Annotated in this window: 14 protein-coding genes; 7 read left to right on the top strand and 7 right to left on the bottom strand. The window is 67.6% G+C overall.

All coding sequences use genetic code 11. The features are described from left to right. Positions 1-16 precede the first annotated feature (16 nt). The 3 genes from AC5P9F_RS10745 to AC5P9F_RS10735 form a co-directional block, all read right to left on the bottom strand. Positions 17-1,054: a LacI family DNA-binding transcriptional regulator gene (locus AC5P9F_RS10745; protein WP_012480808.1), complete on the bottom strand. Its 1,038-nt coding sequence runs from the start codon at positions 1,052-1,054 to the stop codon at positions 17-19. A 149-nt stretch (positions 1,055-1,203) separates the two neighbouring features. Next, on the bottom strand, positions 1,204-1,455 hold the full coding sequence (locus AC5P9F_RS10740) for a BolA family protein (RefSeq protein WP_032963317.1): 252 nt from the start codon (positions 1,453-1,455) through the stop codon (positions 1,204-1,206). A 20-nt stretch (positions 1,456-1,475) separates the two neighbouring features. Further along, positions 1,476-1,775 (bottom strand): YciI family protein, encoded by a 300-nt coding sequence (locus tag AC5P9F_RS10735; RefSeq protein ID WP_049451704.1) that lies wholly within the window; start codon positions 1,773-1,775, stop codon positions 1,476-1,478. 374 nt (positions 1,776-2,149) lie between these two features. On the opposite strand from AC5P9F_RS10735, the gene AC5P9F_RS10730 reads away from it, so the two are divergent. Genes AC5P9F_RS10730 through AC5P9F_RS10720 form a run of 3 tightly spaced genes read left to right on the top strand, consistent with a single transcriptional unit; the run spans position 2,150 to position 5,565 of the window. Further along, the gene (locus AC5P9F_RS10730; RefSeq protein WP_005410330.1) at positions 2,150-3,055 is read left to right on the top strand and encodes a segregation and condensation protein A; all 906 of its coding nucleotides are present in this window, start codon (positions 2,150-2,152) and stop codon (positions 3,053-3,055) included. Between the two features lie 13 nt (positions 3,056-3,068). Continuing rightward, entirely contained in the window at positions 3,069-3,944 is an 876-nt protein-coding gene (scpB, locus tag AC5P9F_RS10725) for an SMC-Scp complex subunit ScpB (protein ID WP_005410331.1), read from the top strand. Then, on the top strand, positions 3,937-5,565 hold the full coding sequence (locus AC5P9F_RS10720) for a pseudouridine synthase (RefSeq protein WP_005413982.1): 1,629 nt from the start codon (positions 3,937-3,939) through the stop codon (positions 5,563-5,565). The genes scpB and AC5P9F_RS10720 overlap by 8 nt, the downstream gene beginning before the upstream one ends. Before the next feature lie 116 nt (positions 5,566-5,681). Here the strand turns inward: AC5P9F_RS10720 and AC5P9F_RS10715 are convergent, their stop codons facing one another. Then, positions 5,682-6,470 carry an AraC family transcriptional regulator gene (locus tag AC5P9F_RS10715; RefSeq protein ID WP_024956626.1) on the bottom strand — a complete coding sequence of 263 codons (789 nt, stop codon included), beginning with the start codon at positions 6,468-6,470 and terminating at the stop codon, positions 5,682-5,684. A 90-nt stretch (positions 6,471-6,560) separates the two neighbouring features. Here AC5P9F_RS10715 and AC5P9F_RS10710 point away from each other — a divergent pair, with 90 nt between their 5' ends. Beyond that, positions 6,561-7,688 (top strand): MFS transporter, encoded by a 1,128-nt coding sequence (locus tag AC5P9F_RS10710; RefSeq protein ID WP_049459786.1) that lies wholly within the window; start codon positions 6,561-6,563, stop codon positions 7,686-7,688. A 95-nt stretch (positions 7,689-7,783) separates the two neighbouring features. Then, the gene (locus AC5P9F_RS10705) at positions 7,784-8,077 is read left to right on the top strand and encodes a hypothetical protein (protein ID WP_005413984.1); all 294 of its coding nucleotides are present in this window, start codon (positions 7,784-7,786) and stop codon (positions 8,075-8,077) included. Here AC5P9F_RS10705 and AC5P9F_RS10700 read toward each other — a convergent pair. The 3 genes from AC5P9F_RS10700 to AC5P9F_RS10690 form a co-directional block, all read right to left on the bottom strand. Then, positions 8,064-8,498: a hypothetical protein gene (locus AC5P9F_RS10700; protein ID WP_024956624.1), complete on the bottom strand. Its 435-nt coding sequence runs from the start codon at positions 8,496-8,498 to the stop codon at positions 8,064-8,066. The genes AC5P9F_RS10705 and AC5P9F_RS10700 overlap by 14 nt on opposite strands. A 103-nt stretch (positions 8,499-8,601) precedes the next feature. Further along, a complete protein-coding gene (locus tag AC5P9F_RS10695) occupies positions 8,602-9,408 on the bottom strand; it encodes an amidohydrolase (RefSeq protein ID WP_033832943.1) in 807 nt (268 codons plus the stop codon). A gap of 14 nt (positions 9,409-9,422) precedes the next feature. After that, the gene (locus tag AC5P9F_RS10690; RefSeq protein WP_005410338.1) at positions 9,423-10,571 is read right to left on the bottom strand and encodes a pyridoxal phosphate-dependent aminotransferase; all 1,149 of its coding nucleotides are present in this window, start codon (positions 10,569-10,571) and stop codon (positions 9,423-9,425) included. Here AC5P9F_RS10690 and ccmA point away from each other — a divergent pair. Further along, positions 10,525-11,388 (top strand): heme ABC exporter ATP-binding protein CcmA, encoded by an 864-nt coding sequence (gene ccmA / locus AC5P9F_RS10685; RefSeq protein WP_414487307.1) that lies wholly within the window; start codon positions 10,525-10,527, stop codon positions 11,386-11,388. The two genes, AC5P9F_RS10690 and ccmA, sit on opposite strands and share 47 nt — an antisense overlap. Further along, entirely contained in the window at positions 11,385-12,080 is a 696-nt protein-coding gene (gene ccmB / locus AC5P9F_RS10680; RefSeq protein WP_005410340.1) for a heme exporter protein CcmB, read from the top strand. The genes ccmA and ccmB overlap by 4 nt, the downstream gene beginning before the upstream one ends. Positions 12,081-12,115 lie beyond the last annotated feature (35 nt).

Here is a 12,115-nt window from a genome sequence, read left to right as displayed (position 1 = left end):
AGGAACGCCTCCGGCTTCAACGGCCGGATGGCGGAGTGGTGGAATCGCGAACTATCAAGCGGGGAACCAGGGTCTGCTTGTCCCCTGTCCCATCCGTGGAGGTGCCGTCCATCAACTGCATCAGGCGCGTCATGGCCCGATCGCCGAGTTCGGCGATGCTGACCTGCATGGTGGTCAGCGACGGGTGGACGAAACGCGCCAGTGGAATGTCATCGAAACCGGCCAGGGCGACGTCGGACGGAACGTGGACACCTGCCTGCGTGAACGCATACAGGCAACCCAGCGCCATCATGTCGTTGGCGGCGAACACGGCATCAGGCAGCGCTCCGGCTGCCAACAACTCCTGACCGGCACGATGGCCGGAAGCTTCGTCGAAATCACCGGGCAGCTCGATGCCTTCGGCGTCACTGCCGAAAGCCGCCAACGCGTCACGGAAGCCACGCAGGCGCTCGCGCGCGTCGAAGTTGAGGTCCGGGCCAGAAATGAAAGCGATACGGCGGTGACCCGCGTCAAGCAGATGGCGGGTCATCGCCATCGCACCGGCATGGTCATCGATGCTCAGCACCGGGTGGTCCTGCCCGGGCAGATAGGTGTTGATCAGCACCGTTGGCAATGACTGCGGCAGGTTGTCGGTCAGGAATCCAGGGCTCTCCGCATAGGGCGAGAGCACCAGCAGGCCGTCGACGCGGCCGCGCATGGCGCGCAGGGCCGCGCCCTGCTGCTCCTGGTCACCGTGGTAACTGGACACCAGCAGGTGCTGGCGGCGGTTGCGGGCGACGTTGTCGATGCCGCGCATCAGCTCGGAGAAGAATTCGCCGTACAGGTCAGGCAGTACCACGCCCACCGTATTGGTGCGACGGCTGCTGAGGCTGCGGGCGGCGGCGTGCGGGGTGTAACGCAGCCGTGCGGCCACCTCCAGCACAAGCTGGCGGACCGGTTCGGCGACATTTTCATGCCCGTTGAGCGCGCGGGAAACCGTGGCCACGGAGACCCGGGCTTCGCGAGCGACGTCTTTGATTGTGATAGCTGCCTTGTTCACGAAGCCGCCCTCCACGGCTTGGACCTACCAGCATTGGCGCGGAATGTAAGCGTTTCCATCTGGGCTTGTAAACAGTCCGTTAGGCGAATGTCCTGAAATGGACATGGAAATCTGTCTGTGGCGGGCCCGCTGACGGACCCGCCAGGACAGTGTGGGACAAGGGCTCAGCCCTGTTCTGACGGTGTCAATGCACGAATGGACAGCGCGTGGATGTCGGTCTCCATCATCGCGCCCAGCGCGGCATAGACCGCGCGATGCCGGGCCAGTGGACCCAGTCCGGCGAAGCGTTCACTGACCACATGCACGTTGAAATGGCCGCGGCCATCGCGCGCACCGGCGTGGCCTGCATGACGATGACTGTCGTCTTCGATTTCCAGCACGCTCGGGGCCAGCGCCTGCTGCAGTGCGTCACGCATCCGCTCGATCCGCTCCGCGTTCACGGCAGGACCTTGCGGAACGGACGCACCTGTACATGGGTGTAGACGCCCGCGGCTACGTAAGGGTCGGCATCAGCCCAGGCCTGGGCCTGCACGAGCGACTCGAACTGCGCGATCACCACCGAACCACTGAAGCCGGCCGGGCCCGGGTCCTCGCTGTCTACTGCCGGGCACGGTCCGGCCAGCAGCAGGCGGCCTTCGTCGCGCAGCGCGTACAGGCGCGCCAGGTGTTCCGGACGTGCCTGCAGTCGCTGTGCCAGCACGTCCTGGCCGTCATAGCCTTCAATCACATACCACACGGCATTTCCTCGCTTGCGTTGTCGGGTGCGCAGATTCTAGCCAATGCGGCCCCCGCCCCGGCCCGGCTGGACACTGGCCCGACAAAGGCTTACCCTAGGCTCCATTGCACGTGGCTGGATGCAGCAGCCCGTCGGTTTTTGCGGCCAACGCAGCCCCCGACGACCGTCCCGCTGCTTCGAACCGGACCACCTGGCCGGGCCACGTAGACGACCTCCCCGTAGTTCCGTCGCTGCCGTTTACTGCGGCGCGTCCTGCTGTTTGATATGTGTGGAATCGCGCCGATCCCGGCGTGTCTGGTGCCGTGGGGCGCCGTGGCGTTGGCCCGGTGAACCCGCTGCCGCGACTGGTCCGATGCAATCCTGATGTCCATTAGATGACTTCCGAACTCGCGCTCGACGCGAACCCGCCAACCCGGCCGCCCGCCCCCCAGCAGCAGGAAATGCCGCTGGCCGTGGTGCATGGGCAACCGGTCCTGCAGATTCCGCAGGACCTGTACATCCCGCCGGACGCGCTGGAAGTCATCCTGGATGCCTTCGAAGGCCCGCTGGACCTGCTGTTGTACCTGATCCGCCGCCAGAACCTGGACGTACTGGACATTCCCGTGGCCGAGATCACCCGGCAGTACGTGGAATACATCACCGTGATGCGCGAGCTGCGCTTCGAGCTGGCCGCCGAGTACCTGGTCATGGCCGCGATCCTGGCCGAGGTGAAGTCGCGCATGCTGCTGCCGCGCCCGGTCAGCGAGGAAGGCGATGAGGCCGACCCGCGCGCCGAACTGGTGCGCCGCCTGCAGGAGTACGAACGCTTCAAGCAGGCCGCCGAGGACATCGACGCCCTGCCCCGCCAGGACCGCGACACCACGGTGGCACACGCCTTCATGCCCGAACGTGCTGCGGTGAAGCTGCCGCCGCCGGTGGACCTGAAGGAAATGCTGCTGGCCCTGCACGACGTGCTCAAGCGCGCCGAGCTGTTCAGTGGCCACGCCATCAAGCGCGAGGCGCTGAGCGTGCGGCAACGCATGGGCGAAGTGCTGGGCCGGCTTGAAGATGGCAAGTTCTACCGTTTTGAAGGGCTGTTCACCGCAGAAGAAGGCAAGCTGGGCGTGCTGGTCACGTTCCTGGCGGTGCTGGAACTGGCCAAGGAACAGCTGCTGGACATCGTCCAGGAAGAGCCGCTGGCGCCGATCTACGTGAAGTCCCTGGCCGCCGGCAACACCAATGCCCCGCTGCAGTTCAGCAGCGAGTTCGACGACAACGACGCCGCCAACGAGAACGAGTGAGCGCTGACTGCCGATGGACCAAACGCTGATCAACCGCATTGTCGAGGGTGCCCTGCTGGCCTCCAGCCAGCCGCTCACCCTGGCCCAGCTGAAAGACCTGTTCCCGGAAGAGGAGCCGGCACCGCCGGGCAGCATCGAACGTGCGCTTGAGCGCCTGCGCGAAGCCTGCGAAGGCCGTGGCGTGGAACTGGTCGAGGTCGCCTCCGGCTTCCGCTACCAGGTGACCGGCGAAGTGCATGGCTGGATCAGCCGGCTGTGGACCGAACGCAAGACCCGCTATACCCGTGCCACCCTGGAAACCCTGGCGCTGATCGCCTACCGGCAGCCGATCACTCGTGGCGAGATCGAGCAGGTGCGCGGCGTGGCGGTCAGCAGCAACATCATCCAGGCGCTGGAGGAACGCGAGTGGATCCGCGTGGTCGGCCACCGCGACGTGCCCGGCAAGCCTGCCCTGTTCGGCACCACCAAGGGCTTCCTGGACTACTTCGGCCTGAAGCGCCTGGACGAGTTGCCGCCGCTGTCGGAACTGAAGGACCTGGGCGAGCTGGAACCCCAGCTGGCCCTGGACCGCGACGCACCGGCCGCCGCCAGTGCCGAGGGTCCGGACATTTCGGCTGGCGCCGATGGCGCTGCTGCCAACGATGACGCCGGCCTGGCCGGCAGCGACACCCCCGATTCCGCCGACGCAGCGTCTGCGTCGGCTTCCGATGAGCAAGCACCTTCGCCCCTTGATGATGGGCACCCCGATTCCGCGCCGGGCGAGCGCGCGGTGCCCCTGAACGAACGCGAAGACAACGCCGTCGCGATGACGACCGTGGCTGTTGACCAAGCCGATTCCGAACCAGAGGCCGACCCCGAAACCGTCGGCCGGAGCAAAACTGATGAGTGACACCCCCCGTAACAAGCTCTCGCTCAAGCGCGAAGCCACCTCCGAACAGTTCAAGCTGGAAGAGCGCCTGCACAAGGTGCTGGCCCAGGCCGGCCTGGGTTCGCGCCGCGCGCTGGAACAGCGCATCGCCGAAGGCCTGGTCAAGGTCAACGGTGAAGTCGCGCAGACCGGCATGTCGGTCAAGAGCGGCGACAAGATCGAGCTGGATGGCCGCGGCTTCGTCGCCACCGCCCTGGCCGAACCGTCGCGCGTGCTGGTCTACAACAAGCCGGAAGGCGAAGTGACCACCCGCGAAGACCCCGAAGGCCGCCCGACCGTGTTCGAATCGCTGCCGCCGCTGAAGGGCGCGCGCTGGATCGCCATCGGCCGCCTGGACATCAACACCACCGGCCTGCTGCTGGCCACCACCGACGGTGAACTGGCCAACGCCATGATGCACCCGTCGTTCGAGGTCGAGCGCGAGTACGTGGTGCGCGTGCGCGCCCCGGAAGGCGAGGAGAAGGTCTCCGACGCCATCGTCGACCGCCTCGCACGCGGCGTGGCACTGGAAGACGGCCCGGCCAAGTTCGACGAGATCGAACGCATCGGCGGCACCGACTCGCACGACTGGTTCCGCGTCGTGGTGAAGGAAGGCCGCAACCGCGAAGTGCGCCGCCTGTGGGAGTCGCAGGGCTGCCAGGTCAGCCGCCTGAAGCGCACCCGCTACGGCAAGGTGAGCCTGCCGCGCGAACTGGCCCGTGGCCATTCGGTGGAACTGGGCACCGCCCAGGTTGAAGCCCTGCGTGCGCAGCTGAAGCTGGAAGAAGGCGCGCCGTCGGCTCTGACCCTGCAGCCGGTGATCGGCCAGCGCCGCGCCGCCAAGACCACCGTGCGCGTGCGCGAAGGTGGCCGTGGCAATGCCTACGTCAACGGCCATAACACCGCAGACGAAGGCCGCGAGCTGCGTCGCTTCGACAACGTCCGCGAAGACCGCGGCCGTGGCCGCGGCGGCAAGGGCGGCGGTTTCAAGGGTGGCCTGACGGTCAGCGGTGAAGCAGCAGCCAAGCAGTCGCAGAAGCCGTTCAAGCAGCGCACCCAGAAGAATGACCGTTCGCTGCCGGAAGGCAACCCGGCCGCGTTCCGCACCTGGTACGTGCCGGATGGCGTGAGCACGGGCCCGAGCGGCCATCGCAATGCCGGTCCGGGCGCGCGCGGCCCGGGTGCCCGTGGTCCGGGCGCAGGCGGCCAGGGCCGTCCGTACGGCAAGCCGAAGGGTCCGGGCGCCGGTGGCGGACAGGGCCGTGGCGGTTTCGGCGGTGAAGGCCGTGGCGGCGCAGGCGGCCAGGGTCGTCCGGCCGGTGCCGGCAACCGCTCGCAGGGCCAGGGCAACAAGCACCCGTATGGTCATCCGGGCAATGCCCCGAGCTTCCCGTCCGACCACGCCACGCCGGGCTTCAACCCGTATGGCAGCCCCAAGCCGGCGCAGGGCGCCCGTCCGGGCGGTCGCGGGCCGGGTGGTGGCAACCGTGGTCCGGGCGGCAATCGCGGCCCCGGCGGTCCGGGTGGCAACCGTGGCCCGGGTGGCCCCGGCGGCAACCGCGGTCCGGGCGGCCCGCGCCGCAGCGGCCCGCGCGGCGGCTGATCACCGGCACGCCTGAAATGAAAAACCCCGGCGCAGGCCGGGGTTTTTCGTTGAAAAGGGGACGGAGGGGATTAAGTCGTTTTTGTCACGGCCTGTGTCAAAGGGGCGAGAGCGACTTAATCCCCTCCGTCCCCTTTTGCGTGGCGCTGGAACGCGGCGGGTGTGGTGCCGGTCATGCCGCGGAAGAAGGCGATGAACGGGCTCTCGGCGGAGAAGCCGGTGTCCTGCGCCACGTGCGCCACGCGTTGGCCCAGCAGCAGCAACTCCATGGCCCGCATCAGGCGCCATTGCTGGCGCCAGGCCTGGTAGCTCATGCCGGTATCACGCTGCATCAACCGGCCGACAGTACGCGCGCTCAGGCCCGTGCGCGCGGCCAGCTCCCCCAGTTCGGGCGGCAGCTGTTCGGCCACCGGGAGGCACCGTGCGATCCGCGGATCACGAGGCAGAGGCAGGTCCATCGGCGCCACCGGTGCAGCAGCGATTTCCAGCACGCACAACGCCAGTTGGTGGTGCGCGCGCGGCGACTGCCAGTCATGGTCGAACGGCGCCTGCGCGATCGGCTCCAGCAAGGCCTGCAGCAGCGGCCCCACGCCGATGATCGCAGGCTGCCGGGGCAGCTGAGCCGACAGCGCGGCGTCGAAGTACAACGAACGGTAGTCGACCGCCTGGCGCATCTGCGCGCGATGGCGCAGCCCGCCCGGAATCCACGCGGCACGCGCGGGCGGCAGCAGGCTGATGCGATCACCGTAGGTCAGGCGCGTGCAGCCCTGCCGGGTGTACAGCAGCTGCGCGCGTGCATGCTGGTGCCAACCCGAGTCGTGATCCGCCAGTGAGGCTGCAATCCCCAGCACCGGAGCACTCCAGGCATCGGCGTCGAAGTGCGCGTGCGGCTGCAACCAGGCCATGTCTTATTTCATACATTCGATGACAGGATAGACAGAGTGCGCCATTGCGGACGCGACCACAATGCGCGGCCCTGTTCCTGGAGCGCCCGCATGTCGCGCCGCCTGTTGTTGCTCGCCATTGCACTGCTGATGTTCCCGCAGTTGGCACAGACCCTTTACAGCCCGGCCCTGGCCGATCTGGCCGAACGCTTCGCCCTGCCGCCGAGTGCCGCCAGCCAGGCCATGAGCCTGTACCTGTTCGGCTTCGCCGCAGGCGTGCTGCTGTGGGGGCGCCTGGCCGATCGTATCGGTCGTCGCCCTGCCCTGCTATGCGGCCTGGCCGTGTTCGCACTGGCCGCCTGCGGCGGCCTGCTGGCCAGCACCTTCGGCCAGGTCCTGCTGGCACAGGCACTGGCCGCACTGGGTGCGGCGGCGGCCTCGGTGGTAACCCAGACCGTACTGCGCGACCACCTGCAGGGACCCGCGTTGGCGCAGGCGTTCTCCTGGATCGGCATGGCCCTGGCCCTGAGCCCGGCCATCGGCCTTGCACTGGGCACGCTGCTGGTCGCCGCCCATGGCTATGTCGGCGTACAGTCCGGCCTGCTGCTGATCGCTGCCCTGCTGGCAGTCGCATGCCTGACGGGCCTGCGCGAAAGCCGCCCTGCACAGATCCCGCACGTGCCCATGCTGCCGCTGCTGCGGGAACTGCTGCGCGATCGCTGGATCTGGTCACACGCGTTGCTGGTGATGGCCTTCAACGTGGCGATGTACAGCTGGTATGTGCTCGGCCCCTTCGTGTTTGCGCGCCTGCACTGGCCAGTCACCTGGTTCGGCGCCAGCGGCGCGGTGCTGGCACTGGGCTCGGCACTGGGCGCGTGGGGCAATGGCCGCCTGCTGCGTGCAGGCGTTGCCGCAACCACGCGCATCCGCATCGCCGCAGGACTGGTCCTGACGGGAGGCCTGCTGGCCGCGCTGCTGCATGATCACCCTGCCCTGATCGCGGCGATGGTGCCGGTGGTGACGGGCTTCGGCCTTGCCATTCCCAATGTGCTCGGCCAGGCCCTGCGCGGCTATCCACACTGTCTCGGCAGCGCAGGCGCGCTGTTCGGCCTGCTCTACTACCTGTTGATCGGTGCGGCAATGGCGCTGGTCGGTGCAGTGCAGATGCTGGCACCGACCGTTATCGCGTGTGGCCTGCTGGCCCTGTGGCTGCAACGGCGGCGTCCCGCTGCAGCCTAGGAATTGCTGCAAAAGCAGCGCACTGTGCTGGCCTTCCGGGAACGGCTTTGATTCCCCGGCTATCGTGCGCGCGCTCCCACACAAGGCAGATGCTCATGATCACCATCACCGCCGAACAGGCCCGCGCCAACGTCGATGCCGCCAAGCGCCCGATCGAACTGTTCTACCGCGACCTCGACAACGCCATCCAGATCGGCTCGGAAAATGGCCGCCGCTACATCGTGTTCGGCTTCAGCCAGGTGATGGCCAGCGAGCAGCTCGTCGAAGACGTGGTCGCACAGCTGCTGAAGAATGGTTTCGGTGTCGAACGGTTGTTGAGCGATTCCGAACAGCACTACATCCGCATCAGCTGGGGAACTGCCGCGCCGTCGCGCCTCAGCGCCGGCTGAGGGTGAACGCGGTGCCGTCCACGCCCAGATCCCAGCCCTTGCCGGTACCGGACAGGGCCAGCGAGATGTCGCCCTTGGTCATCACCTGCGCGTTGCTGGACTTCACCGCACCGGCATGCGCGCCCACCGAGGCGTAAGTACCCAGCAGCTCGTTGACGCTGACTGCGCCGGTGAAGCTGCCACGTCCGTTGGTGATCTTCGACTTGCCCACGGTCAGGCCGCCGCCCTTCATCTGGATGCGCACCGGCATGCTGGCGCCATTGCTGCAGGTGAGCGTGCCATTGCCGGATGCAGTCTTGTAGATCAGCGACCAGCCAGAGAGGTTGTAGCGCAGCTCGCAGTCGAGGTTGCCAGCGGCGTGCGCGGCCGGGGCCAGCGATGCGGCAGACAGGGCAAGCAGCAGGGCGAAGGGCTTGTTCATGGCAGGACTTCCAGTTCGGTCGGACTGCCGGCGAATCTAGCAGCGCGCGCGTGCACGTTGGATGCAGGCGCACGCGCTGGTGCAGCAGTGTTCAGGCCGGTGCTCAGGCCTGTTCGTCCAGGTGGAAGGCATCGGCATCGAGCATCGCCGGGAAACGCGCGCGGTGTGCGGCCAGCGACTCGGCCGAGATGGTGGTGGTGACCACCTGTTCGCGTTCGCGGATCTCCACCTGCGGCTGGCCGAGGAAATCCAGCACCGCGCTGTCGCCTGCGTAGTGCAGCTGGTTGCCATCGACGCCGACGCGGTTCACCGCCGCCACGAAGCACAGGTTTTCAATCGCACGTGCACGCAGCAGGGTCTTCCACGCATAGGCGCGTGCCGACGGCCAGTTGGCGACGAAGATCTGCAGGTCGAAATCCAGCTGCTGCGGACGCTCCACGTTGTAGCGGTTGCGGCAGAACACCGGGAAACGCAGGTCGTAACAGACCTGCGGATTGATCCGCCAGCCCTTCCATTCCACGCTCAGGCGGTCGCGACCGGCGGCATAGCGCTCGTGCTCGCCGCCGTAACGGAACAGGTGGCGCTTGTCGTAGTACTGCAGGTCGCCATCGGGCGTGGCGAACAGCAGGCGGTTGTAGACGCCCTCGCCGTCGCGCAGCTGCACGCTGCCGATCACCGCCGCGTTCAAGGTCCTGGCCTGTTCGCGCACCCAGGCCACGGTCGGGCCGTCCATGCCTTCGGCCTGGGCAATGGCGTCGTTGGAGAAACCACTGGTGAAGGTCTCCGGCAGGATCACCAGGTCGGTAGTGCCGGCCAGCGGTGCCAGCAGCGCGCCGTAGTAGGCGCGGTTGCCGGCCGGATCGTGCCAGCGGGTGTCGCCCTGGACGAGGGAAATGCGCAGGTCCTGCATGTTCACGCCTCCGCTCAGAGCAGGCGCAGGCGTTCGATCGCCGCGTCCATCGTTGCTTCGTTCTTGGCAAAGCACAGGCGCACCAGGCGCTGGCCGGCCGGCGGGTTTTCGTAGAACGGCGACAGCGGGATCGCGGTCACGCCCTTCTCGATGGTCAGCCACTTCACGAACTCATGGTCCGGCAGGTCGCTGATGGCCGAGTAGTCGACCAGCTGGAAGTAGCCGCCGGGGACCGGCAGCGCCTTCAGGCGGGTGCCGGCCAGCTGCTCGCGGAAACGGTCGCGCTTGGCCTGGTAGAACGCGCCCAGCTCCAGGTGGTGTTCGGGTTCGTCGCGGATCATCGCGGCGAAGCCGTACTGCGCCGGGCCGAAGCTGGTGAAGGTGTTGTACTGGTGCACCTTGCGGAACTCGGCGGTCAGTGCCGGCGGTGCGATCGCATAGCCGATCTTCCAGCCGGTGCAGTGATAGGTCTTGCCGAAGCTGGAGATGACGAACGCGCGCTCGCGCAGTTCCGGGTAGCGCAGCGCCGATTCATGGCGGCGGCCGTCGTAGATGATGTGTTCGTACACCTCATCTGAGATCAGGTAGATCTGCGTGCCACGCAGCAGCTCGGCCAGTGCCTGCATGTCCTGCGCCGACAGCATCGCGCCGGACGGGTTGTGCGGGGTGTTGACGATCAGCATGCGGGTGCGCGGGGTGATCGCCGCACGCACGCGGTCCCAGTCGACCGCGAAGGTCTGCGGATCCAGCGACACATGCACGGCCTTGGCACCGGCCAGGTCGATCGCCGGTTCATAGCAGTCATACGCCGGGTCGAGCACGATCACTTCCTCGCCGGCACGCACCACGGCGTGGATGGCGTTGAAGATGGCCTCGGTACCGCCACTGGTGACGGTGATCTCGCTGTCCGCATCGACCTGCGCGCCGTAGCAGTCCAGCGCCTTCTGCGCGATGGCCTGGCGCAGCGGCGCCACGCCGGTCATCGGCGGGTACTGGTTCAGCCCGGCGGCCATCGCCCTGGCGGTCTCGTCGATCAGGCGCTGCGGCGCCGAAAAGTCCGGGAAACCCTGGCCCAGGTTGACTGCGCCGTGTTCGGCGGCGAGCTGGGACATCACGGTGAAGATCGTGGTACCGACCTTGGGCAGCTTGGTGTTCGGTTGCATCGGCCTGGGCTGTGGGGGAACAGGCCTGCGAGTTTACGCAATCCGCGCGTCGGTAGTGCCGGCCGCTGGCCGGCACCCCTGGGACGATCTGCGACGCCGGGTCGCATCTGCCGGCCAGCGGCCGGCACTACCATCGGCATTCACCGCTACAATTGCCATCGCACTCCGGCATGAAGACCCCTGCCCCTTGAACACCCCTGCATTGCTGGCCGCCAGCGGCCTGAGCTTCTCCCGCAATGACGAGCCGGTGTTCGGCCCGCTGGACTTCCATGTGGACGCCGGCGAAGCCCTGCTGGTGCAGGGTGGCAATGGCGCCGGCAAGACCACCCTGCTGCGCGTGCTGGCCGGCCTGGCCCGGCCCGGCGCCGGCCAGGTGCGGATCGACGGCAAGCCGGCGAGCAATGCCGAACGTGCACGCTACGTGGCCTACCTCAGCCATCTGCCGGCCCTGAAGCCAGACCTAGACACGCTGGAGAACCTGCACTTCCTGTGCGGCCTGCATGGACGGCGTGCGCGGCAGATGCCCGGCAACGCGCTGGCCATCGTGGGCCTGGCCGGTTATGAGGACACCCTCGTTCGGCATCTGTCCGCCGGGCAGAAGCGGCGGCTGGCACTGGCACGCATCTGGCTGTCGCCGGCGCCGCTGTGGCTGCTGGACGAGCCCTATGCCAACCTCGACCTGGAGGGCATCACCCTGGTCAACCGGATGATCTCGGCGCACCTGCGTGCCGGCGGCGCTGCGCTGGTCACCACCCATGGCGCCTATGCCGCACCGCCGGTGCGTACCCGCCAGCTCGACCTCGGCGGTGCCGCATGATCGCGCCGGGTACCGAACCAGGCCTGTGGCAGACCGCAGGCGCCCTGCTCAAGCGCGACCTGCGCCTGCTCTGGCGCCGCCGCGGCGATGCGCTGCAACCCCTGCTGTTCGCGGTGCTGGTAGTGGTGCTGTTCGCGCTGGCCCAAGGCCGCGAACCACAGCTGCTGGCCGCCACCGCGGGCGCGGTGCTGTGGCTGGCCGTGCTGCTGGCGGGACAGCTGTCGCTGGATTCACTGTTCCGTTCCGACGCCGAAGATGGCTCGCTGGAACAGTGGCTGCTGGCGCCGGTGCCGCTGGCCTGGCTGGTGCTGGTGCGCGTGCTCCTGCACTGGGCGACCACTGCGCTGCCGCTGATCGTGGTCAGCCCGCTGTTGGCCGAAATGCTGCATCTGCCGCATGACCAGCTGCCGATGTTGCTGGCATCGTTGCTGCTGGGAACGCCGTTGCTGAGCCTGATCGGTGGCGTGGTCGCCGCACTGACCGTTGGCATCCGACGCTCTGGTATTCTCGTGGCGCTGCTGTCGCTGCCGCTGTACGTGCCGGTGCTTGTGTTCGGCGCCGGCAGCCTGGCGGCAGCCGGACGCGGGCAGGATCCGGTCGGTGCGCTGCTGATGCTGGGCGCTGGCCTGCTGCTCGCGCTGGTGCTGGCTCCGCTGGCCACTGCCGCTGCAATACGTATTTCTCTGAGTTGACCGAGCTGAGAGCCAATCCACCCCTGCTGGATAGC

Source organism: Stenotrophomonas sp. YJH_SMC_4 (genome assembly GCF_059371575.1).
The sequence above is the reverse complement of the archived record's forward strand: the minus strand, read 5'-3'. Positions and strand labels throughout refer to the sequence as shown.